At 45.9% G+C, this 24,602-nt stretch carries 16 protein-coding genes; 2 read left to right on the plus strand and 14 right to left on the minus strand.

Annotation, left to right across the window (positions count from 1 at the left end; translation table 11 throughout):
- Positions 1–3: 3 nt before the first annotated feature.
- From nirD to mutS, 10 genes are all read right to left on the minus strand, one after another.
- On the minus strand, positions 4–318 hold the full coding sequence (gene nirD, locus MMOL_RS08360; protein WP_015832588.1) for a nitrite reductase small subunit NirD: 315 nt from the start codon (positions 316–318) through the stop codon (positions 4–6).
- Positions 319–346: 28 nt separating this feature from the next.
- On the minus strand, positions 347–2,041 hold the full coding sequence (locus MMOL_RS08365; protein ID WP_015832589.1) for a bifunctional protein-serine/threonine kinase/phosphatase: 1,695 nt from the start codon (positions 2,039–2,041) through the stop codon (positions 347–349).
- 74 nt (positions 2,042–2,115) lie between these two features.
- Positions 2,116–3,321, minus strand: a complete 1,206-nt coding sequence (locus tag MMOL_RS08370) for a nitrate/nitrite transporter (protein WP_015832590.1) — start codon at positions 3,319–3,321, stop codon at positions 2,116–2,118.
- 30 nt (positions 3,322–3,351) lie between these two features.
- Positions 3,352–5,781, minus strand: coding sequence for a nitrite reductase large subunit NirB (gene nirB / locus MMOL_RS08375; protein WP_015832591.1), 2,430 nt, complete (start codon positions 5,779–5,781; stop codon positions 3,352–3,354).
- Positions 5,782–6,004: 223 nt separating this feature from the next.
- Positions 6,005–7,450 (minus strand): alginate export family protein, encoded by a 1,446-nt coding sequence (locus tag MMOL_RS08380; RefSeq protein ID WP_015832592.1) that lies wholly within the window; start codon positions 7,448–7,450, stop codon positions 6,005–6,007.
- Between the two features lie 55 nt (positions 7,451–7,505).
- Positions 7,506–8,309, minus strand: a complete 804-nt coding sequence (locus tag MMOL_RS08385) for an ABC transporter ATP-binding protein (protein WP_015832593.1) — start codon at positions 8,307–8,309, stop codon at positions 7,506–7,508.
- Positions 8,310–8,338: 29 nt separating this feature from the next.
- Entirely contained in the window at positions 8,339–9,181 is an 843-nt protein-coding gene (gene ntrB / locus MMOL_RS08390) for a nitrate ABC transporter permease (protein ID WP_015832594.1), read from the minus strand.
- A gap of 44 nt (positions 9,182–9,225) precedes the next feature.
- Positions 9,226–10,530, minus strand: coding sequence for a CmpA/NrtA family ABC transporter substrate-binding protein (locus MMOL_RS08395; RefSeq protein ID WP_015832595.1), 1,305 nt, complete (start codon positions 10,528–10,530; stop codon positions 9,226–9,228).
- Between the two features lie 223 nt (positions 10,531–10,753).
- Positions 10,754–11,329, minus strand: coding sequence for an ANTAR domain-containing response regulator (locus MMOL_RS08400; protein WP_015832596.1), 576 nt, complete (start codon positions 11,327–11,329; stop codon positions 10,754–10,756).
- A 380-nt stretch (positions 11,330–11,709) separates the two neighbouring features.
- Positions 11,710–14,334 (minus strand): DNA mismatch repair protein MutS, encoded by a 2,625-nt coding sequence (mutS, locus tag MMOL_RS08405; protein WP_015832597.1) that lies wholly within the window; start codon positions 14,332–14,334, stop codon positions 11,710–11,712.
- A gap of 208 nt (positions 14,335–14,542) precedes the next feature.
- Between mutS and MMOL_RS08410 the strand changes: the two genes are divergently transcribed.
- Complete coding sequence (locus tag MMOL_RS08410) at positions 14,543–16,366, plus strand: GGDEF domain-containing protein (RefSeq protein ID WP_015832598.1); 1,824 nt, start codon at positions 14,543–14,545, stop codon at positions 16,364–16,366.
- A gap of 90 nt (positions 16,367–16,456) precedes the next feature.
- Positions 16,457–19,720, plus strand: a complete 3,264-nt coding sequence (locus MMOL_RS08415) for a methyl-accepting chemotaxis protein (RefSeq protein WP_015832599.1) — start codon at positions 16,457–16,459, stop codon at positions 19,718–19,720.
- Between the two features lie 73 nt (positions 19,721–19,793).
- Here MMOL_RS08415 and MMOL_RS08420 read toward each other — a convergent pair whose 3' ends face one another.
- From MMOL_RS08420 to MMOL_RS08435, 4 genes are read right to left on the minus strand one after another with little or no spacing between them, the layout of a single operon-like run.
- The gene (locus MMOL_RS08420; protein WP_015832600.1) at positions 19,794–20,672 is read right to left on the minus strand and encodes an efflux RND transporter periplasmic adaptor subunit; all 879 of its coding nucleotides are present in this window, start codon (positions 20,670–20,672) and stop codon (positions 19,794–19,796) included.
- Positions 20,673–20,683: 11 nt separating this feature from the next.
- Positions 20,684–20,881, minus strand: coding sequence for a DUF1656 domain-containing protein (locus MMOL_RS08425; protein ID WP_015832601.1), 198 nt, complete (start codon positions 20,879–20,881; stop codon positions 20,684–20,686).
- Positions 20,882–20,883: 2 nt separating this feature from the next.
- Complete coding sequence (locus MMOL_RS08430; protein ID WP_015832602.1) at positions 20,884–23,052, minus strand: FUSC family protein; 2,169 nt, start codon at positions 23,050–23,052, stop codon at positions 20,884–20,886.
- Between the two features lie 2 nt (positions 23,053–23,054).
- Positions 23,055–24,602 (minus strand): efflux transporter outer membrane subunit, encoded by a 1,548-nt coding sequence (locus tag MMOL_RS08435; protein WP_015832603.1) that lies wholly within the window; start codon positions 24,600–24,602, stop codon positions 23,055–23,057.

Genomic DNA, 24,602 nt, shown 5'->3' on the forward strand with positions numbered 1-24,602 from the left:
CAATTACTCTTTTAATTCTAAATAAACTACGCCATCTTCAATCTTAGTATTAAAACATGCAGTTTCGCCTACATCCGGCTCATCTGCCTTGCCATCTACCAAGCTGATTTTCCAGCTATGTAATGGGCAGGCGATTCTGTCGCCGTACACAATACCTTCTGACAATGGGCCGCCTTTGTGTGGGCAGCTATTATTTACAGCGTAGATGCGGTCATCTTCTAAACGGAACACACCGATATCAACGTCTTTACTACGCACAACACGTGCGCCTAATTTAGGGATTTCCTCAAGAGGTGCAACTCTTACCCAATTACTCATTTTAGTCCTACCTTTATATCAAGTTGAATCATGAAACAGCTAATAAATAAATCAATAAAAAATTCAAGATAAGCGAAAATATCGCTATCCATTGCCACTTAACCAACCTAGCGCGTGCAATCAATGGTGTGCGGGCCGGTGGCAAAATGGGCTTTAATTCGCCATGCTCTAAAGCTATCAACATTTCTTCAGCAGTTTCAAAACGCTGCTTAGGATCGGTTGCAATGGCTTTTAGCACTATATTCTCTAACCAGTACGGGATATCTGGACGGTATCTGGTTGGGGCAGTTGGAGTACCAAACTTTGGATTCTGAAAAGGCTCTATTTCACCATGCGGATACTTGCGTGTCAGTAGATGATACAACGTAACGCCCGCTGCATAAATATCACTTTGTGGCGTTGCCACGGCCCCTTCAAACAATTCTGGCGCCATATAGCTAGGCGTGCCCGGGTTTTGCACTACATCTGACTTAGAAGTCTGCATGCTAAGTGCAACCCCTAAATCTAAAATACGCAGGCGTTGATCACTGCCTTGATGCACGTTCGCAGGTTTAATGTCACGATGTACGATATTTAGACGATGCAAGGCGCCGATACCGCGCATCATATCCACGCCTACTTTGCCAATACCAGCCACCGTAAAGTGATGTCCGCTATCTATGCGCTGCTGCAAGGTTGAACCTTCATGCCAGCTCATCACATAGTAAAGCTTGCTGCGCTTTTCTACAGAGACCGGGAATACCTGCGGCACATACTGTGAAACCACACGTTTCGCCAGCCACTCTTCATTCAACAGACCATTGCAGCTCTCGGTGTCAGTTGCCAGCGCAGGCTGTAAGGTTTTCAGTACAAAGAACTGTTTAGTCGTCGTGTGCCTGACTTTATAAAGCAGACTGGCACGTGACTCATACATGTTTTCCAGCACTTCAAAATCATCAATGATGTCACCCACATTGAGCTTATCTGGCACCGTTAAATGTCTGCCGCCGGCTAACAACTCAAGTAAAGTATCTTCGCCCAGCGCTTCTACTCTTAACGCAATTGCAGTGGAGTTATCCTGACTGCCCTTTTCAATCGCGGCTTTAGTCAGATGATCGCACATCATTTGCGGGTTGTTGTATAAGCCCAGCACCTTATGGATGGTTTGCTCACCTACACTATCCCACACGCCATCGCTCATTAGCGCAAACACATCACCTTCTTGCAGCGCACCTTCAGAAAAATCCACTTCAAGATGGCGATCTAAACCTACCGCGCGCTTTAACACGTGGCGCATATCTGGCCTGTCCCACACATGGTCTGTGGTCAGTTGCTTTAATACGCCATTGCGTAATAGGTAGATACGTGTATCGCCAACATGTGCAGCGTAATAACGCTGACCACGCAATACCAATAAAGACAGGGTGGTTGCCATGCCAGCCATCGCGCTGTTGGCGTTAGCCTGTGCAATTAACCAGCGATTAGCCGCCACCAGCACTTTATCGAGCGCGGTGAATGGTTCCCAGGTATCCGGTGTGGCGTAGTAATCTGTAGTGACAGTACGTACCGTCATCTCAGAAGCTTCACCACCACCGGCATTGCCACTCACACCATCAGCGATGGCAAACAGCGCACCTTTGACACTTAACTGCTCACCTGACGGCGTTACTACTCCAACATAATCTTCATTACGTGTTCTAGGCCCGGTAAGGCTAGACTGACCAACAGTGAATTTAAGTGACATATTTTACTTTGCTACTAAGCTTGATGCCTTGGGGTTATACCTTACTTTAGCGTTTATAGCTAATCTTGGCGCGCTTACACTTTAGCAGTTGTAGCTGCACCCCAAGTTGTACGCCAGCGTGTTTTAACACCAGTCAAGCCTAATACTGCTAAAGCAGCTAGTCCAGCAAAAATCAGGATGCCTACTTGGTAGCTACCGGTTGCTTGTTTAATTACACCCAAGCTAGAAGCCAGGTAGAAGCCACCTACACCGCCTGCCATCCCTACCAGACCAGTCATCACACCGATTTCTTTACGGAAACGTTGTGGCACTAACTGGAACACCGCACCATTACCCATGCCCAAGATTGCCATGGTTGGAATAATCACCATCAATGCTGATTGGTAAGTCGGCTGACCAAAGCTCATAATCACCAATAAGATGGCAGCTAGGATGTACATGGTTAATAAAGTACGGATACCACCAACACGGTCAGCTAACCAGCCGCCGAATGGGCGCACCAATGAGCCGGCAAACACACAAGCTGCAGTACAGTAACCTGCCACCACTGGGCCTAATGCATACAAGTCATTAAAGTAAATGGTCAATGATGAAGCCAAACCCACAAAGCCACCAAAAGTAACACTGTAGAAGAACATGAACCACCAAGCGTCTTTGTCTTTAAGAATCATCATGTATTGGCTCAATGATTTTGCAGGCGGTGCATCAGGCGCATCTTTAGCAAAAACCAGGTAAACAAACATAGCGATAGCTAATGGAATCAACACTAGACCGAATACGTTATTCCAGCCATAAGCCACCGCTAAGCTAGGAGCAAACAATGCAGCAAAAACAGTACCTGAGTTACCTGCACCAGCAATACCTAATGCAGTACCTTGGTGCTCTGGTGGATACCAGCGGCTGGCCAAAGGCAGTGCCACCGCAAATGCCGCACCAGCAAAACCTAAACCCAAGCCCAGCATTAACGCATGCTGGAAGGTTTGTAGGCCATGCAGCCATGCGGTAAGCAAGCTCACCACTACGATCACTTGGCCAATCAAACCTGCCATTTTAGGTTTGATCTGGTCAACCAAAACACCCATTACGATACGTAACAGCGCACCCGCCAGCACAGGTGTTGCCACCATCAAACCTTTTTCCGCCGGTGTCAGTTGCAGGTCTGTCGCAATTTGCACTGCTAACGGGCCTAACATTACCCACACCATAAAGCTCAAATCAAAATACAAAAAGGCTGATAATAAGGTCGGGGTATGACCTGCTTTCCAAAAACTAGACTTCATTATGTCGTTTCCTAATCTTTAAACAAAATATTACACAGTAATTGTTTCATATTCTTTATGTTGCTCGCGGTTGTTCACGCGCTCAGCCCAAGGGTCTGATGCACCTTGCAATGCGTAAATCAAGCGCTCGTACGCAGCCTTACGGCCTTCAGCGTCTTCCAACACACGCTGTTTCACATACTCTAAACCTACACGCTCAATCCAGTGCACGGTACGATCTAAATAACGCGCTTCTTCACGGTAAATCTGGATAAATGCGCCAGAGTACTCCATGACTTCTTCTGAAGTTTTCACTTTACATAAGAAGTGAGCAGCCTCGGTTTTGATACCGCCATTACCGCCTACGTAGATTTCCCAACCTGAATCCACACCGATAATACCAACGTCTTTAATGCCAGACTCAGCACAGTTACGTGGGCATCCTGAAACCGCAAACTTCACTTTATGTGGTGCCCACATATGGTCAAACGCTTTTTCGATATCAATGCCTAATTGGGTAGAGTTTTGTGTACCAAAGCGGCAGAACTCAGAACCTACACAAGTCTTAACGGTACGGATAGATTTACCGTAAGCATAGCCAGATGGCATGTCGAGGTCTTTCCACATATCCACTAGGTCGTCTTTTTTCACGCCTAACAAGTCGATACGTTGACCGCCGGTTACTTTAACCATAGGCACTGCATATTTATCTGCAACGTCAGCAATTTTACGTAGCTGGTCTGGGGTAGTAACGCCACCGTACATACGTGGAATCACTGAGTAGGTACCATCTTTTTGGATATTGGCATGCACGCGCTCGTTAATAAAGCGTGATTGCGGATCATCCTTAGCCTCGTGTGGCCATGTTGATAGCAAGTAATAGTTAAGCGCTGGACGGCAAGTTGCACAGCCGTTTGGTGTAGACCAAGCCATGCCTTGCATCGCATCCGGGATGCTCAAGTATTTATGAGTACGGATTTCCGCACGTACTTCTTCGTGGTTTTTCGTGGTACAGCCGCACACAGCTTTGCTGCTGGATGGAGGTGCGTAACCGCCACCTAAGGTAGAGGCAAGAATCTGCTCAACCAAGCCTACGCAAGAACCACAGCTTGAACCCGCTTTAGTTTGTTTTTTCACGTCATCAATCGTGAATAAACCTTTATCCTGAATTGCTTTAACGATGGTGCCTTTACACACACCGTTACAGCCGCACACTTCCATTTCGTTGGTCATGGCTGCTGCTTTATCCTGGCCTTGGTGACCAGTGTTGCCAAGGCTATCTTGACCAAACATCAAGTGGTCGCGAATCTCATGGATCGCCTTGCCATCTCTAAGCATTTGAAAATACCACGAACCATCCGTGGTATCCCCATAAAGCACGCTACCAACGATTTTGTCATTTTTGATGATGAGCTTTTTGTAAACCCCACCAACTGCGTCGTGCAAAACAATTTCTTCTGTGTCACCACCGCCCATAAAGTCACCCGCACTGAATAAATCAATGCCAGTTACTTTAAGTTTTGTTGATGTCACTGATCCTTTATATTGGCCAATACCAAAGTTAGCCAAGTGTGTGGCACAAACTTTCGCCATTTCAAACAATGGTGCTACCAAACCGTATGAAATACCACGGTGCGCTACGCACTCGCCCACTGAATATACGCGTGGGTCATAAGTTTGCATGGTGTCATTCACCACGATACCTTTGTTACAGTAAATGCCAGCTGACTCTGCCAATGCATAATTTGGACGGATACCTACCGCCCAGACCACTAAGTCTGCCGGGATTTCTTGGCCATCACTAAATCTTACCGCTTTCACGCGACCTTTATCATCGCCAACCAACTGCTCTGTATTCTTTTTCAATAAGAAATTCAAGCCTTTAGCTTCAAGGTTTTTTTGTAGCATGCCACCCGCAGTTTTATCTAACTGACGCTCTAACAGCCACTCATTCTTGTGCACTACAGTAACATCCATACCTTGAATCTTGAGGCCATTCGCAGCCTCTAGGCCTAATAGACCACCACCGATCACCACTGCATGTTTATAGACTTTGGCAGCCTCAATCATGTCGTTGGTATCTTTAATATCACGGTAGCCCAACACACCTTCAAACTCATTACCAGGCACTGGCGGCATAAAAGGCTTAGAGCCTGTCGCAATTAATAGGCGATCATAACTAGCACTCACGCCGTCTTCTGTATAAACCACACGGTTTTTACGGTCGATCTTGTTCACCCGTGCACTCGTGTGCAAGGTGATATTGTTCTCTGCATACCACTCTCTGGTATTTAAAATGATGTCATCAATCGTTTGCTCGTTTGCAAGCACCGGAGACAACATAATGCGGTTGTAATTAGGGTAAGGCTCATCACCAAACACGGTGATATCGTAAAGATCGGGTGCTATTTTCAGCAACTCTTCCACTGTACGCATCCCGGCCATACCGTTACCAACTACTACTAATTTCATCTTTTGCATGTTTTCACCATCATTAATCTAAATTGTCACCCTGCCCTCATATAGGCAGGATTCATGCCAAGTTTCACATTTTAATGAAATAATTTTTATCATTAAAAACAAATACTTATTTTTTATAGCCAATTGGCACTTTTTTAAGGCAGGCTCTCTAACAGTGCTAATGCACCATTATGGGATTCCATAATGGTGCATTTATTCTACATTTACTACTTTGGTGCAATACTTAGAATGTGTACATCGCAGTGGCCCAAATGATTTCTTTATCACCTTTGCGTGCAGCACCTTTTAGATTATTGCCATATACATCACTTTCTCTAAAGTTTGCATACTCAAGCTTGCCGGTCAGGTTGTTATTGAATGCATAGGTTGCACTTACATCAAACTCCGTACCGTATTTATCACCAAACTTATTGGTACCTACCGTTTGGAACTTCTCATCAGACATGAACACGTGGTACTCAGCATAAAGTTTCACTTTATCAATTGCACCAGCCACAGTCACAAAGCTATCTTCAATACCTTGGCGTGGTGTGGTTAAGAACTGATCAGCCCAACCTTGGAATAAGTGGTTAGTACCTAGCGGTGTTTGGAATGCATATTTACCATCGTTGCTAGAGAGTTTTTCGTGATCAAAACGCACTGACCATGCACCGTAAGCTGCACCGCCACCAAGTTTGAAGTAATACGCATCAATTAATGAACTGCCGCCACGATAATCGGTTTGTTTGGCATACTCTGCTGTGTAGAGCACTTTCCAGTCTGGGTTGATTGGACGCACACCATCTAAACGCAAACCAAAGGTTTTACTGCTAGCATCGGTTAAAGATGGTTTGTAATTAGTTCCACTTGCTGGAATATCTGCACTACCACCTAAGCCGTTACCACCTTGTGCTACAGTACCAGCCTGAGTCGGGTTACCACCGTTTTGTGCCAAGTTTTCCATATCGACCAAGTAGCCATAGCCAATCACTGACTCTGATGGTGAAATTCGATATTTAGCATTTACAATTTCAATATTGCCACGGCGATCTTTAGTGGTGATTTGACGCACATTATCAAAGTGCGCAGCGAACAGCTCTACATCAGAAATGCTCTTGTTCATCACAGAAACACCATCAAACACCTGCATGTTTTGTCTGAAACCGATATCACCGATAAAACGTACGTTGTCTAGATTCACCTGTTGGCGGCCTACACGCAGTTTAGTGTTTTTGATGCCGGTCCAATCTACATACAACTGATTAATGTCGGTAAAGCCAGGATCTACGATATTCGGGTAGCGCGCCTTATCCAAGCTCGCATTTGCTGTGCCATTGTTATGCTCTGGCGTATTGTATCTGCGGTCGTTAAAGCTATCGTTAAACTCATGTACATCTGTAATTTGAGCACCGATACTGAAGTTTTTGTATGGGGCAGTTTGCCAGCCAATCAAGCTGCGCAAAGTAAATGCCTCCCCAGTATCCAGCCTCTTACCATTCGCATATGCTTCTTGATTCACATTCTCGTAGCGCAAACGAAAGTTAGTCATTTGCTTACCTTCTTTGATTGAGTCCAAGAAGGTGTACTCTGCAGCCTCATCTTCTGCAAAAGCTGTTTGCGCCATGCCAGCCAATGCCAACGCGGTGCAAGCCATGACCATATTCGTCTTAAATGTTGCTCTAGTTTTCATGTTGTTAATCCCTTTTAAATTAAAAGTTAGTTTTTAATGCTTTAAATATCTAGTGTTATGCCGATTTTTTAGCATGGCGCTCATATAGGAAGCGCAATACTTCACTGCGTAAATGGTTGTATTCTTTATCTTCTGCCAATGCCAGACGTGCTCTTGGGCGTGGTAAGTTAACTTCCAAAATTTCACCGATAGTAGCACTTGGGCCGTTAGTCATCATCACTACACGATCAGATAACAACACAGCTTCATCCACATCATGCGTCACCATTACTGCAGTACAGCCTGATTTCGCCATAATTTTCATTAGTTCGTCTTGCAGGTTAGCACGGGTCAGTGCATCCAGCGCACCAAATGGCTCATCTAGCAGCAGCACTTTTGGCTCCATCGCCAAAGCACGTGCAATACCAACACGTTGCTTCATCCCACCGGAAATCTCATTGGGGCGTTTGTCGCTAGAGTGCGACAAGCCAACCAATTCAATTGCTGCATGCGTACGCGCTTCAAGTTGCGCCTTGGTTTCTGTTTCAAATACACGCTCTACGGCCAAGTACACATTCTCAAAACAAGTGAGCCATGGCAATAATGAGTGGTTTTGAAACACGACAGCACGTTCCGGGCCTGGACCTGCAATTTCACGGCCAGCACAGAAGATCAAGCCTTCTGACGGCTGTAACAAGCCTGCGATTAAGTTTAACACCGTAGACTTACCACAACCGGAGTGCCCAATAATTGAAATGAACTCGCCCTCTTTAATATTTAGATTAATACCTTTAAGTGCATTGAATGTGCCTTTTTTTGTATGGAAAGACATATTCACATGCTCTAACTGTACATATTTATCGGCGTTTGCTTTTTCCATGATCGTTCCTAAATGATATTTTAAGTGTGTTATTCGTAACTAAATCTTTTGGCGATTTGTGTAAGAGCATACTCAAGCAGCAAACCAACAATACCTACGATAAAAATTGCGATGATGATATGTTCCACATTTAGATTGTTCCACTCATCCCACACCCAGAAACCGATACCAACCCCACCCGTCAGCATTTCCGCAGCCACGATCACCAACCATGCCACGCCGATAGATAAGCGCACACCAGTCATCATGTAAGGCAATACGAACGGAAACAGAATTTTGGTTACGATTTTCCACTCACTTAAGTTCAATACTTTGGCAACGTTCATATAGTCTTGCGGGACTTTATTCACGCCAACTGCCGTATTGATAATCATGGGCCATACTGCAGAAATAAAGATTACCCATATCGCCGCAGGGTTAGCTGCTTTAAACACCAGCAAACCAATCGGCAACCATGCCAAAGGTGATACTGGGCGCAGCAAACTGATCACTGGCGCGGTCATTCTTGCAACAAACTCAAAACGACCGATGATAAAACCCAGAGGTATCCCAATCAGTGCTGCCAAACCAAACCCTAAACCAACGCGTTGTAATGATGCCAGGATATTCCAACCCACCCCTTTATCATTGATACCACGGTCGTAAAACGGATCACTAAACAACTCAACGGCAGAAGCCCATGTTTTAATTGGTCCAGGCAACTCTGGTGTGTGTGCTGCAATCATGGCCCAAATTACAACCAAAAAGAACAAACCAAAGATAGGTGGCAATATCCATCTAAAAAAACGATACGCCTGAACATTTAAACTACTTGAACTGCCGAAAGTAAAACATTTAGCAATAGGCATTAATTTATTTACAGTATTTGTCATTTCAATTCCTTAAGGCGCAACTCTATTGACGCTGTGTTTATGGCTTACGCTTTAATCTTAAATGATGCAGCATAAGCAGCTGGGTTAGAGCCATCCCACACTACGCCATCCATCAACTTACTGCTGCGCATAGTGCTTTTCGGCACGCTGATACCCAATTGCGATGCGGCTTCGGTATACAGTTTGGTTTGGTTGACTTTTGAAGCCACTGCTAAGTAGTCAGGGTCAGACTTGAGCAAGCCCCAACGTTTATGCTGCGTTAAGAACCACATACCGTCAGACAAGAATGGATAGTTCACTTTGCCATCTTCAAAGAACTTCATGTAGTTAGGGTCTTTCCAAACCTTGCCGTTACCATTGTCATAGTCACCCACAAAGCGCCCTGCAATCACTTGCTCAGGGGCATTTACGTAAGCTTTACCTGAAATCAATTTAGCTACTTTTGCACGGTTCTCTGTTGCATCGATATAGCGACAAGCCTCAAGAATCGCCATCACCATTGCTCTAGCAGTGTTTGGATTTTTCTCCATAAACTCTGCTGTTGTACCCAATACTTTTTCTGGATGATCAGTCCAAATATCCTGTGAAGTAGCAACTGAGAAACCAACCTTATCAAAGATAGCCCTTGCATTCCAAGGCTCGCCAACACAGTAGCCATCCATGTTACCAATTCGCATATTTGCTACCATTTGCGGTGGAGGCACAACGATATTTTTAACATCTTTCAGTGGGTGGATGCCATTCGCAGCAAGCCAGTAATTCAACCACATTGCATGTGTACCGGTTGGGAAAGTTTGCGCAAAGGTATAGTCGCGGTTTTCGTTATCAAGTAAACGTTTTAGACTTCTACCATCTTTCACACCTTTTTCTTTCAATTGGTTAGAAAGTGTAATACCTTGGCCGTTATGGTTTAAACCCATAAGCACTGCCATATCTTTTTGTTGACCACCAATTCCAAGCTGAACACCGTACACCATACCGTAAAGTATATGGGCTGCATGTAACTCCCCATTAGCTACTTTATCGCGCACAGCAGCCCAAGACGCCTCTTTTGATGGAGTAATTTTGATACCGTACTTCTTATCAAAACCCATCTCCGCAGCTACGACAATCGGTGCACAATCTGTCAATGGAATAAAACCAATTTTTACTTCTTTAATTTCCGGGGCATCAGAGCCTGCTGCATATGCCTGTGTACGGATACCATTAGGCACTAAACCCATCATTGCCGCTGCTCCAAATGCGCCCATTGCGCTCATTTTAAAAAAATCACGACGTGCCGGATCAACGACTACATTTGGTTGCTGATCAAGTGTTTTTACTTTGTTACTTGTATTGTCATTGCCCATCTTAGCGCTCCTAAAATAATACTAACAATCTAAAAAATGTATAAAAAAAGGCGTCTGATAAGTTAAACCAACCCATGCATAGAGAGTTGATTGCTTATCAAGACGCCTTTGTCTTGTATTACTTGATCTTAGCCACCATTGGCTTAGTTTTTTTATTGCTTGAGTTAACTGCCCACCATTGGGCTTTTATACTCAAGTACTACCTAGTGCTTAATTTGCTCTGCTAAAGCAGCAATTCTGCTGCCTCTACAATTTGTGTTGCTAAAGAACCGATGCGCGTATGCTTTTCCATCGCCATCTTTCTTAACATGCTATAAGCCTCGTTTTCATCAACGTTGCGTTGCTTCATGATCAAACCTTTTGCACGTTCAATCACCTTACGTTCGCTTAACTTAGTGTTTGCCTCTTGCAAGGCAACACGTAAATTCTTAAACTCTTCAAATCTAGCTACTGCTGCATCAATCACGGGCTGTAAGCGCTCATTAGGTAAAGTACCCACCACATAAGCACACACACCGGCCTGCGTTGCCAATTTAATCTGCTCTTTGTCACCATCATGCGTAAACATCATCACCGGGCGCGGATCATTCATCGTCATCACACAAATATGTTCCAATGTGTCACGGCTGGGAGAATCCGTATCAATCACCACCACATCCGGCTGCAACTTACTGCATGCATCATTTAAATTGATGGTATCTCTCAGATGCGCAATTACATCGTAACCACTATCGAGCAAAGATTGCTTCAGTGGCTTAATGCGCTCCAAATTATTATCTACGATCATCACTTTTAACATAGCAGCTTAAAACCTTATCATTTGAACTAGTATAAGCAATAGCTATGCCAACTATTAAAAAATACCATAAGCAATTGTTTTACATCAAATATAATTTTTTAACGCAACATTTTGAGGGAATCAGGGAACTAATTAAAGATTAGGAGTTTGCACAAATTGAGTGCGCATGCACGCGCTTGTACCAAGATGAAGCACTATTGGTGACCAAGGCCTGCGCTGTGGCGCATACGTACATTTGCTGCAAAATTGGCAGAAAGGAAATATACGTTGCTTACCTAGCGTTAGCCCAACTACCAAGCTTAAAGCTAGGCTAGATTGTCGAGTTTGATTGCCAGGCTTTTAGCTTTTAGTTATTGATGTTGTAGTTGTTTCTGGGGCTGTTAAACCTGATTGGCGGCGGCTTTTAAATGATATAGCAGGTCTAGCGCCTGCTTAGGAGTAAGGTCGTCCACTTGCAGTGATTCTAACTCCGCCAACACTGGGTGCAGCGGTGCTTCTGCCGCTGGCTCGGTGTGCATAAACATATCCACCTGCGGCACTGTAGATGCGTCTTGACTTGCCACCTGATTGAGCTCCAACTGGGCGAGTTTTCGTTTTGCTGCACTAATAACGGGCTTAGGAATGCCCGCTAACTGTGCCACCTGCAAACCATAGCTTTGGTTGACGGCACCCTCTTCTACTTTATGCATAAATACAATGCTGTTGCCATGCTCAACTGCATCTAAATGCACGTTGGCGGCATATTTGAACTCGTCCACTATGCGTGTCAGCTCAAAATAATGCGTGGCAAATAAAGTATAGGCACGATTTTTCTCTAACAGCTGCTTGGCCACTGCCCAAGCCAAACTCAAGCCATCAAAAGTAGAGGTACCACGACCAATTTCATCCAACAACACTAAGCTCTTATCGCTCGCGTTATGCAAGATATTGGCAGTTTCCGTCATCTCCACCATAAAAGTAGAGCGTCCACCCGCCAAGTCATCCGATGCACCAATGCGCGTCATGATGCGGTCAATCTCGCCTATTTTCACACTTGTTGCCGGAACGTAGCAGCCACAGTACGCTAGTAGTACGATCAATGCAGTCTGCCGCATAAAAGTAGATTTACCGCCCATGTTGGGGCCGGTAATCAATAACAGCTGGCGATAGGGGCTAAGCACCACATCATTGGCGATAAATGGCTGACCTGAGGCCTGGGAAATCTGCTCAACCACCGGATGGCGTCCATTGACGATTTCTATTCCTGCCTCTGTCGTGAACATAGGCGCTACATAATTTAAACTAATGGCACGCTCAGTAAAGCAGCACAGCACATCTAGCGTTGCTACTGCACCTGCATTGGTTTGTAATGCCGAGATATATTGCCCAAGCTCTGCCAGTACTTGCTCATACAGCATTTTTTCACGGGCTAAAGCACGGTCATTCGCACTTAATACTTTATCTTCAAACGCCTTTAGCTCCGGCGTGATAAAGCGCTCTACATTTTTGAGCGTTTGGCGGCGCCTGTATTCCGCAGGTGCAGACTCAGCCTGCGTGCGGCTCATTTCAATATAGAAGCCATGCACACTATTGTACTCAACCTTGAGGTTGGTAATACCTGTGCGCTCTTTTTCTGCAGCTTCAAAACTAAGCAAAAACTCACCATGATTAGTTTGTATCGCCCGCAGTTCATCCAGCTCAGCATCATAGCCATCCGCAATCACGCCGCCCTCGCGCAGCACCACACTAGGCTCAGCCTTAATTGCCGTGCTTAATAAACCTAGCACTGCAGCGGGTGGAGCTAAACTCAGCACCAGGGTTTGTAGCAAGTTAGCCGACTGCTGTGCAAGCTGGGCTTGCAACAACGGCAATTGCTGCAAGCTCACTGCTAATCCAGACAGGTCTCTAGGGCGCGCAGTTTTCAGTGCAACACGTGCGGTGATACGCTCAATATCAGCTACAGAGTTTAAAGTATGTCGCAGATTTAAAAACTGATTGGTTTGCATAAGGTCGGCAATCGCCTCATGTCGCTGCATCACCAAATTACGGTCTTGCAGAGGATGGTGTAGCCAATGGCGCAACAAACGTGCCCCCATTGCCGTCTGCGTAGTATTCAGTAAGGAGTATAAGGTGGGACTAGCTTCACCGCGCAAGGTAAGGTCAATTTCTAGGTTACGTCTGGTAGCTGCATCCAGCTGTAAATAGGCACTGGTGGTTTCCACACTCAATGCATTAATATGGGGCAAAGTGGTGCGTTGCGTATGCTTTACATAATCTAGCAAAGCACCCGCTGCACAAATCGCAGGCCGCATATCGGCACAGCCAAAACCATTCATGTCATAAGTATTGAATTGCTTGGTCAGCGTGGCAAACGCACTATCAAAATCAAACTGCCAGGCACTTAAACGCCGCTTAGCTACTTTGCTTGCGTTCAAGGCATGGTGCTGAAAATCATCGGCAAGCAGCATTTCACTGGGGGCGATACGCTCAAGCTCTTGCGCTAACAAACCTACTGCAATTTCACTCAGAATAAAACTGCCTGAAGCTAGATTCAGGCGCGCCAGGCCAACCACACCGTCTGCCTGAAAAATACTAAGTAATTGATTATCCCTAGACTCATCCAATAACGCAGCATCAGTGAGCGTGCCTGGCGTAAGGATACGCGCTACCTCGCGCGCTACTGGGCCTTTGCTAGTAGCAGGATCACCCACCTGCTCACAGATCGCCACCGCCTCGCCCATTTTGGCAAGCTTGGCTAAATATTGCTCAGCCGCATGATAAGGTACACCCGCCATTTTAATCGGTTGCCCGTTGCTGCTACCACGGTGCGTTAAGGTAATCCCTAACAATCTGGCGGCTTTTTCAGCATCTTCAAAAAACAGCTCGTAAAAGTCACCCATACGATAAAACAGCAACATATCAGGATGCTGTGCCTTTAAGCCCAGATACTGACGCATCATGGGTGTGTGGCTTTCGAGATTAGGCGCTGCTGCACTAGCAGCATGGAAAGACGGTGCAATAGTCATTCAACGATTCACTGGTTTTAATTAAGTTTGATTTTAACCTATCACGTGCAAATGACGACATTAAACTCATGACGAATCTGGGTGACGAATGTAAATCTCGTCAAAAACTAGCGGTAAGAGCGATTATTAAATGTCATCAAACTGTCACGCTTATGTCACATTTGCGCGTCAATATTGCTACCCATGATAAGACGATTTAGAGGTCTAAATGAGTACAGTGAGTAATCCATCTTGGATAACAGAGCTAGGCCCATGCGCCAATGAAGCTGCTTGCTTACATTTACACGATATTATTCAAAATAGGCAGCTCACTGCTGTTTTCCAACCAATTCTTAATATGCAGCAAGGTAAATTTATTGGCTACGAGGGCTTAATCCGCGGGCCAATAAACAGCGTGCTGCATTCCCCGATGGCTTTATTTGCAATGGCTAGAAATTGTGGCTTGGTAACAGAGCTTGAGTATCTTTGTCGCCAAACAGTTCTTGAATCATTTTCCAAGCAAAATTTGCCGGGAAAGATATTTCTCAATATCAGCCCAGATATCTTATTACAGAAATACTCAAAATCTGGCGAAACCCTGAAATATATGGATGCGTTGGGTTTAAAACCTAGCCAGGTCATCATTGAGTTAACGGAAAATGCGCAAACCCTAGATTACCAGCTGATGCGCGATGCGACGCATCACTATCGTGACATGGGCTTTGAAATTGCCATCGACGATTTAGGCGAGGGGTTTTCCGGCTTGCGCTTATGGTCAGAAATACGCCCTGACTACGTAAAGATTGATAAACATTTCACACAAAACATCCATCAAGATCCGGTCAAGCTGCAATTCGCACGTTCCATTCAAGAAATCGCGGAGAAATCTGGCGCGCAAGTAATCGCAGAAGGGATTGAATCCCATGAGCAATTGATGGCGATTCGTGATTTAGGCATTGCCTACAGCCAAGGCTACCATATCGCCAGGCCGCACCCAACACCGATATTAGAAGCATCTTCTGACATTATTCACACACTGGTCAGATTTGAATCTGAGCGTGAGAATCTATTACAAAATCGCGCGACTGTTGAAAAACTACTGAAACATTCGACACCAGTTAGCCCGACCTGCCTCAACGAAGATGTATTTAAAATGTTCGATGAGAACCAAGAGCTTTACTCCATCCCTGTTGTAGAAAATGGTCGACCATTGGGTCTAATTAATCGCTCCATCATGATCAACGATTATGCTCGCCCTTTCCGCAGAGAGCTGTATGGTCAGCGCCCATGTGAAATTATGACAGATAAATCTGCGCTGATTGTAGATAAAGACACCAGCCTAAAAAACCTCAGCGATTTAATCCTGCAAAGTAAGCCGCACCACCTTTCTGCTGGATTTATTGTCACCGAGAATGGGCAGTACGCTGGCATGGCTAGCGGACATGATCTACTCAGGCTCATCACCAAAATGCAGATTGATACTGCCCGCTACGCTAACCCGCTTACCTTACTACCAGGAAACGTACCGATTAGTGAACAGATTGATAGCTTGCTTCAGTCTGGTACACAATTTGTAGCGTGCTATTGTGATCTTGATTGTTTTAAACCATACAACGACGTATACGGATACAAAAAAGGCGATGAGGTAATACAAAGAACTGGGCAAATATTAGCCGACGCATGTGGTCCTTATGACTTCGTTGGTCATATCGGAGGCGACGACTTTATCATCCTGTTTCAGAGTAAAAACTGGGAAAGTCGCTGTAACACACTTCTATCGCAGATTGAAAAAGTAGCCCCAACATTCTACTCACTTGCTGACCAAAAGTGCGGCGGCATCATTACACAAGACCGTCAGGGGGAGCAACGCTTCCATCCATTTATCAGCTTATCTGTAGGCGCTTTAATTGTAAATTCTGCGCTTTACCACTCACATCACGAGGTCTCTACCGCGTGCGTCAACGCCAAAAAGCAAGCCAAAGAAATTGCCGGTAATAGCCTGTTTATAGAACGTCGCAGTCCACATGAGTCAACTGTAGAAATGGCGGCATAACTGGATTTACTACCCACAATCTAGCGCATGTACTTATCAGCCATTAGCGCTATTCCATGTTTGTTACACAAAGAATAAAAAAGGTGTGCAATGAAAACAAGTATTACATTAACGCAAATTGAACGCGAGATTAATGAGTCAGTTTCCATCGTTTTAAAAACTGATTTAGAGGGAAAAATCACCTACGTAAACCGTGACTTTATTGAAGTGACCGGTTTTAACGAGCAAGAGCTGATAGGCAAAAAACAAAGCGTAATCCATCACCCAGAGATGCCTAAAGAAATTCTCACTGATATCTGGATGACACTGCAAAGCAAAAAACCGTGGATAGGCGTGGAACAAGGCCTATGCCAAAACGGCGACCACTTTTGGGTGTACTCCTGCGTCACTACGGTGCGTGAGCATGGCAAAGTGGTTGGCTATATGTCTGTAAGCAAAAAATCCACTAAAGAACAAATTGAGAAAGCGCACGCGCATTACCGCGCCATTAAACACGAAGAGCGCTGGCATACCGCACTTTTGAGAAAAGCTAAAGACTTTAGCAACCGGATTACCATCAACAATAAAATCGCCTGCATATTTGTTATGGTGGCATTAACCACCTGTATGCTTGGCTTTAACGGCATTTCCGGCATTAAAGAAAGCAATCACGGGCTGGAAAGCGTCTATAAAAACAGAGTGTTGCCGCTCAAGCAGTTAAAAGTGATTAACGATATGTTCAGCACCAATATTGTCAGCACCGGCCAAAAGCTGCAAAGAGGCATTATCACCTCAAGCGAAGCTGCCGCCAATGTTGACCAGGCGCTACAGGTATTAGAGAAAGAATGGAAAGAGTATCTGGCCAGCCCGCATGCTGAAAGCGAATCCGCCTTAGCTACTGAAATTCAGCCTCTGTTTGATACCGCGCTAGAGTCTGCGGTGTTGCTGCAAGGAATTATCCGTAGCGATGACATTGAGCGCCTAATGACATACAACACTTCGGATGTATACAAAGCGATTGACCCACTGACTGAAAGCCTGAATAAACTAAGTAGCTTGCATTACACAGGTGTCGCGACAGAATACGAAATTACACAAGCCAACTATATCAAACATAGAAACTATGCAATTGCTTTTGTTTTTGTTGCCCTCATGATCTGCGCCTTACTAGGATGGAACCTCAACCGCTCCATCATTCCACGCCTACGTGCTATCGGTAGCAACCTGCGTGAAAGTGCAGAGGAAATGAATAACAAGTTGGTGCCTAGATCGGAACACCGCGACGAGCTCACCGATGTAGTGGATGCTTACCATGCACTAAAAACCAGACTGGACTTTGACCACAAAGAGGCAGTTAGCAGCATCCAGCGTATTAAGGCGACGCTAGATCAAGCATCGATTGCTGTGACTTTATCTAACCGCGATAACCGTCTAATCTACATGAATCATGCGGCAAAAACCTTGTTTGAAAACATGAGTGCCGGCATCCAGCAATATCATCCTGAGTTTGCACTTGATAAAATGATGGGGGAGAACCTAAACCAGTATGTGGAAAACGCCGCAGACCGTGAGCTGCTTGCAGCTGAAATCAGCAGCGCAAAAACCATAGATACCACCATGGCTAATCACCACTTACAACTGGTGGTAAGCCCAGTGTACGATGAAACCGATGGTTATGCCTTAGGCCAAATGACGCAGTGGAGCAACCGCACGACAGAAGTGATTGCAGAGAAAAATGTCGCTAAACTTATCCAACAGGCGGTGGCTGGCAACTTGAGCGAACGCATCGACACCAGCACCCTACCGACCGGTGTGATTAGAGACATCAGCAGCGGCATTAACCAGCTGTTAGACGCGATTATCACCCCGCTTACCATGGCGGCAAACTATGTGGATCACCTCTCTAAAGGTGTGATTCCAGCTGAAATCACAGACAACTACCATGGTGATTTCAATATCATCAAAAACAACTTAAATGCATGTGGCCTTGCGATTAAAGCGCTGGTAGCCGATGCTAACTTGCTAGCAAAAGATGCCGAAGCAGGCGCATTAACCACTCGTGCCGACGCCTCCAAACATTTAGGTGAGTATCGCAAAGTGATTGAAGGCCTCAACGCAACGCTGGATGCTATTGTCACGCCATTGAACATGGCAGCTAACAATTTAGAGCATATTGCGCGTGGTGAGATTCCTGCAAAAATCACTGCCAGCTTCAATGGCGACTTCAACAACATTAAACACAACCTGAACACCTGCATTACCTCAATTAACGCTCTGGTAAGCGATGTCAACATCCTATCTAATGCTGCGAATGAGGGCCGTGTTTCGGTACGTGTAGACGCCAGCACGCACTTGGGCGATTTTAGAAAAATTGTAGAAGGCGTGAATGAAACCTTAGAGATGATAGTTGGACCAATTGCCACGGTAAAAGCCTCGGTTGAAACCATTAACACTGCTGCGGCAGAAATCACCTCAGGCAATAATGACCTATCTGCGCGCACCGAAAAACAAGTATCTAGCTTGGAACAAACCGCAGCCAGCATGGAAGAGTTAGCATCAACGGTGAAACGTAATGCAGATAACGCCAAACGTGCAAACCAGCTGGCGCTGAATGCTTCTGATGTTGCGGTCAAAGGTGGTGAGGTGGTGTCAGACGCGGTAGTTACCATGAATGCCATTAATGACAGTGCGCACAAAATTGAAGACATTATTGCGGTAATTGACAGCATTGCCTTCCAAACCAACATTCTTGCGCTTAATGCAGCGGTTGAAGCAGCTAGAGCTGGCGAACAAGGCCGTGGCTTTGCCGTAGTGGCAGGTGAAGTGAGAAGCCTGGCACAGCGCTCAGCCAGTGCTGCAAAAGAGATTAAAGCGCTGATTAATGACTCTGTGAGCAAAACCTTTGAAGGCACCAAACAAGTTGAGAATGCAGGTAAGACCATGGAAGAAGTGGTCGCTTCAGTGAAGCAAGTAGCCGACATCATTAGTGAAATTGCAACCGCCTCTGTAGAGCAAAGTACGGGCATTGATCAAGTCAACAACGCCATGAACAGTATGGATGAAGCTACGCAGCAAAATGCAGCGCTGGTAGAAGAAGCGACCGCCGCTGCTGAATCACTGCTAGAGCAAGCTAGCGCCTTGGCAGATGCGGTCAGCGTATTTAAACTAGATGATACGAATATCACGCTTGCCGACAACGTGATTGAAATGCACCCTGCACTTAGACCGCACGCTATCGTTAGACCAAACGTAATTAGGCCAAACACTGTAGCTAGACAAAATACTCCAGTTAAACCGCAGTTCGCCGACATGCAAACGCAGGCAAAACGCGTTATCACGGCTGAATATGTCAATGCGCACTGGGAGCATGTTTAAGCCATCGTATTAATCACCGTTATGCAGCTCTTATGGGGCTGCATAACACTTTGATTATTTCGCGTTACCTAGATTACTTACCATTACTAGGATGCACAATCACCGCACAGGTCATGCCAGCCACTAGGGTTAAATCCTTAGGGATATTATCCAAGCTAATGCGCACCGGCACGCGCTGTGCCAAACGCACCCAGTTAAAACTTGGGTTTACATTAGCCAACAAGCGCACGTCTGTTGGGTTATCTCTATCAGTAATACCATGGGCAATACTTTCAACATGCCCATGTAACACTCGGTTAGTACCCAGCAGCTTTACTTCCGCCGGGTCACCAATTTTGATCAGCACTAATTTATGCTCCTCAAAGTAGCCATAAACCCAAAATGAGTGCTGATCAATTACTGCCAACTTAGCAGCACCCACCTGCGCAAAATCGCCAGGACGCACCAACAGATTAGATACCCAGCCATCTACCGGAGAGCGAACAACGGTACGCTCCAAATTAAGCTTCGCTTGGTCTAGTTGCGACAAAGCAGCTTCGTACTCGGCTTTGGCACTGATGGCTACCATGTCAGTATCTTCTCTATTTTCACGTGAAATCACTTGATCATCCAACGCAGCGCGGCGCGAAGCCTGCCCACGTTTCATATCCAGCATAGCTTTACGCTGATTTACGGTGGCTTTAGCCTGGTTGAGTGCATGTAGATAGTGCTCGCTATCAATCTTGAACAATACATCGCCACGACGCACCATTTGGTTGTCGTGCACCGCAACCTCGGTCACCAGCCCGGCAACGTCCGGTGCAATATTCACCACATCTGCACGCACTCTGCCGTCACGTGTCCATGGTGAGTCCATATAGCGTACCCACAGCATGCGCCCTAGGCTGATAGCAATCACCACCAGAAGCAAGGTGATAGAGACTCTAATGAGCGTTTTACTGAACACTTTCATGCTGATTCCTTTCAATAGATGCAAAGCCCAAATACGGCAAATAGGCAAATGAATAGCGCAAGCCTAAACAGGGCTGGGTACCATAAATAACGATAAAATTCATAACGTACAAATATCCAATCAAGTATCAATGACACTAGCCCGGCAGCAACAAAGGCAAATAACAAGCTGGGAACAAGCGCGTCCAACAGTGCAATTTCAACGGGCATAGTTAATATTTCTCCAATGTTGTCTGCGTGCCAGAGACAAGCACAGACTCCTCATCCAGCAAAGCACTGCGAATAAAATGCAGCATCACAGTGATTTGGTGCTGGCTAGATTGCGATAAACCTAAGTCAATATAGGCTAGGCTAATTTCCGCTATGGCATGATTAATAGTATTAACCGCCTGCAAGCGGTTTGCCTCAGAAGGTGCATCGTATAACTGCGCAACCGACTCAAGACTCATAGACAACAGGTTGCTGATGTATGGATGCTCCACCACCTGCATATATTCGCGCAGTGCAATCACGGCATGGCCAATTTCTAAAGTAGATAACAGCCACTCAATCACGACTCGGTCTTCTTTGTCTCCCACGCGCTGCGCACTGCCGGCACGTTGCACCAGTTCACGTGCCCCGGTTTCCAAACGACCGCGACGTAAAGATACTGTGTCGCGACAAGCCACTACCACCAGATTGCGTAGGGATTTTGCAATGCGCTGGCGTGACCAGCGGCTACCGCTCAGGTCAATTAATCCATACATAATGCCGGAGATCAGCACTGCTAATAAATCTGCAATCGCATCATTGATAAAGGTCACCGGGTTGCTGTTATAGGCACTGTTAAAACCAATGTGCATCAGATACACCATAAACACCCCCGCCCCCACAATGGCAGTTGCTGGTCTGGTTGTAAACCATGCTGCAATAATGATCCCGGGTGCAACGGCAACGGCCAGCATCCAAAAACCATGCGCCTGCGTCAATAAGTGAAAGTTACAGAAATACGCCAATAGCGTGCCGATGATGGCACCAATCATAAAGTTCTTAATAGTGCGCGTTGGTGATGGCGTGGTAGCAAATAACGTACTAGAAATCACGCCAAGCGTGATAGCTTCAACGCCTGAACGCCAGTCTGTCAAAATCCACAATGCAGATAAAATAGCCAGCGACAAGGTGCCACGTATTCCAGCTAGAGTGACAGCGAGCGGATCAAAGTGCATCTCCAGTTTAGGTGCTGTTTCTGTTGGAGCAACTTCACTACTCTGAGCCACCGCTAATGATGCATAGGTACTGGTATAGACATAAAGCTCGTCTGTCAGTCGTTGCAGCAGTTCACAACCGGTCTCAAAATCTAAGCGCTCACTTGTGCCGATATCATGAGTTAGCTGTGCACGCTCAGCATGAATATTGGCAGAGAATTGATTCCGGAAAACCGAAAGTTGTCGGCTCACAACTTTTGCCTCCTGCTCAGTTTGTGCGCTACGCCCCTCTACCATGATGGCCGCACCTAGAGACTGGTAAACTCTTTGCAATGCCACGCTAACTTGAGGCTGAGCAATGTTGTGCTGACGTCGCAACAACTGCTCAAAGGCATGAAAACTGGTTGAAACCTCCATAAACTCATGATTCATCCGGCTGAGTTTTTGCCTATGCAAACGTGACTTGTCATTCTCCATGCCGGCTGAAGCCTGAAACGTCTCTAAACTGAAAATATCCCCAAGAAAACGCAGCAAAGTGGGGGTTGATGTAGTGGAGGCTACAGGTTGTACTGCGGTGCTTTGCAGTAAATCTGAAAAATCTTTAAATCTTCTACGTACAGCTGCCAGCATTACATTCCACATGCGTTGCGGGAAAATCAAGTCACTCACCAGCGTTGCACAAATCAGGCCTATTAATATTTCAGAGATGCGCGTTACACCGATGTTAAATGTCAGTTCTGGGGTAATGGTGGAAGGCAACCCCACAATACATAATGTGTAGCCCGCCAGCACAAAAGCATAAGATTGATAGTTACGGAAAATCATGGAGCCAGCGGTACATAAGCCTATCCATACACCCATGCACACTAAGAACAGTACACGCTCCTGCGCAAAAAGCGCTACCAGTAGAAATGATACTAAAATACCGACACTGGTCCCTAAAAAGCGATAATAGCTTTTAGCGAACACCATACCGGAGCGGAACTGCATCACGATCGCCACCGTCATCATAGCGGTGCGTGGTTGGTCTAGCTCAAAACGTAACGACAGCCACATTGCCAACAAACAGGCCAGCAGCACCTTAAAGATGTAGGCAATAATCGGCGCATCTTCGCTCAGCCATTCACGCCATGCCGCCTGTACTACGACTAGGTCGCGCTCTTTGCGATTTGTGATGAGGTTAGCTAAAAATTTCACAATTATTGGCGCTCCGCCGCCGCACCGGTTGATAAGCCCTGCCCTGCACCATACTCATCCAAGCGATATTCAATGGTACCGCCACCTAGGGCACGCATCAAATTGGCATAACCATCCAACCATACCGCTTCTAATTGGGTCGCTATTTCCTGCTGTCTGAGCATAACAGCATGCGTTTCAAGCACATGCTGATAATTAGTCAAACCGGCGTGATAACTTTTCTCCGCAAGCATATGTGCTTTGTGCGCGCTCGTCATCGCCAGCGCTGCATCGTTGCGCTGTTTAATGTTAGATTGCAATATGACCAACTGGTCAGACACATCCTGCAAAGCACGTATCACCGCTTCGTTATAACTCTCAACCGCGATATCATAACTAGCTGTTTTTGCAGACAAATTACCACGACGACGCCCGCCATCAAATATAGGCAGCGAAATTGCCGGCCCTACCCCAGCGATACCAGCTGCGCTCGACAGCAGTTGATTAAAGCCCAGCGCCTGAAACCCAACAAAAGCGAGTAAGTTAATGTTGGGATAGAATGCGGCTTTTGCCCCTTCAATATTGTGTGATGCAGCCTCTACATGCCACCTATAGGCCAACACATCCGGACGGCGACCGATTAAATTAGCTGGCAACTGATCTGGCAAACCGACTAAATGATTAAGTGACATGCTTGGGCGCTGAATCGCTTCACCCGCACCAGGTCCTTGGCCAGATAGCGCGGCCAGTTGATGTCGTAATAAGTCAATGCGCGTGTTGATTGACTCTATATGGGCATGAGCAGTAGGCAACTCAGTCTCAGTTTCAACAACCTCCATCTGCGTACCAATGCCGGCAGCTAATGCACGACGTGCAATCGCAGTTCGCTCTTTCAACTGCGATTGATGTTCTTCAGCAATGTCGCGCAAAGCAAACTCCATGGCTAACTGCACATAGCTGCGGATGATTGCGGACTCCAACCCCAGCCTCACTTGTTGCATTTCAGCAGCAGCCGCCTTAGATTCATCAAGTGAACCTTGCCAAATACTTTCTTGGCGCCCCCATAAATCTAAATCATGGGCCAATGCAATGGTCGCCTTGTTGTTCCAGTCACTATGACCACCCCATGGTGGTGGAATAAACTGTAGCTCGGTAAAACGCTCACGAATTACAGAAACATTACCGCTGATATTCGGTAAGGTTTCAGCACGCGCGCTATCAGCAACCGCCTGTGTAAGCGCCACCCTAGCTTTTGCCGCATTTAACGTAGGGCTGCCCTCCACGGCCTTTGCAATCAGACTATCCAATTGTGGGTCATGATATATTTTCCACCAATCTTGTTTAGGCCACGCTATCGTTGCCGCTTGAGTGATGGTTTTTCCTGCGTCTAGTTTTCCTGGTTTTAATAGCTCAGATTGCGGGGTGATACCAGACATGCTGACACAGCCCACTAATAAAAGCAGGCTGATGCATACGCTCAATTTAGCAATAGCTGGCTTAATCACTGCGCTTTTTAGCTCAGGAACAACTTGCCTAGATTGCTCATTCGATTGTTTAAATGTAGATTTCAA

The organism is Methylotenera mobilis JLW8, assembly GCF_000023705.1.
Taxonomy (GTDB): domain Bacteria; phylum Pseudomonadota; class Gammaproteobacteria; order Burkholderiales; family Methylophilaceae; genus Methylotenera; species Methylotenera mobilis.

Bases quoted from the DNA above. Each gene is read 5' to 3' on its own strand.
- MMOL_RS08395 (WP_015832595.1), bottom strand. From the start codon at position 10,530: ATGGGCAATGACAATACAAGTAACAAAGTAAAAACACTTGATCAGCAA.
- MMOL_RS08365 (WP_015832589.1), bottom strand. From the start codon at position 2,041: ATGTCACTTAAATTCACTGTTGGTCAGTCTAGCCTTACCGGGCCTAGA.
- MMOL_RS08420 (WP_015832600.1), bottom strand. From the start codon at position 20,672: ATGAAAGTGTTCAGTAAAACGCTCATTAGAGTCTCTATCACCTTGCTT.
- MMOL_RS08425 (WP_015832601.1), bottom strand. From the start codon at position 20,881: ATGCCCGTTGAAATTGCACTGTTGGACGCGCTTGTTCCCAGCTTGTTA.
- nirD (WP_015832588.1), bottom strand. From the start codon at position 318: ATGAGTAATTGGGTAAGAGTTGCACCTCTTGAGGAAATCCCTAAATTA.
- nirB (WP_015832591.1), bottom strand. From the start codon at position 5,781: ATGCAAAAGATGAAATTAGTAGTAGTTGGTAACGGTATGGCCGGGATG.
- MMOL_RS08370 (WP_015832590.1), bottom strand. From the start codon at position 3,321: ATGAAGTCTAGTTTTTGGAAAGCAGGTCATACCCCGACCTTATTATCA.
- mutS (WP_015832597.1), bottom strand. From the start codon at position 14,334: ATGACTATTGCACCGTCTTTCCATGCTGCTAGTGCAGCAGCGCCTAAT.
- MMOL_RS08380 (WP_015832592.1), bottom strand. From the start codon at position 7,450: ATGAAAACTAGAGCAACATTTAAGACGAATATGGTCATGGCTTGCACC.
- MMOL_RS08400 (WP_015832596.1), bottom strand. From the start codon at position 11,329: ATGTTAAAAGTGATGATCGTAGATAATAATTTGGAGCGCATTAAGCCA.
- MMOL_RS08385 (WP_015832593.1), bottom strand. From the start codon at position 8,309: ATGGAAAAAGCAAACGCCGATAAATATGTACAGTTAGAGCATGTGAAT.
- MMOL_RS08415 (WP_015832599.1), top strand. From the start codon at position 16,457: ATGAAAACAAGTATTACATTAACGCAAATTGAACGCGAGATTAATGAG.
- MMOL_RS08410 (WP_015832598.1), top strand. From the start codon at position 14,543: ATGAGTACAGTGAGTAATCCATCTTGGATAACAGAGCTAGGCCCATGC.
- ntrB (WP_015832594.1), bottom strand. From the start codon at position 9,181: ATGACAAATACTGTAAATAAATTAATGCCTATTGCTAAATGTTTTACT.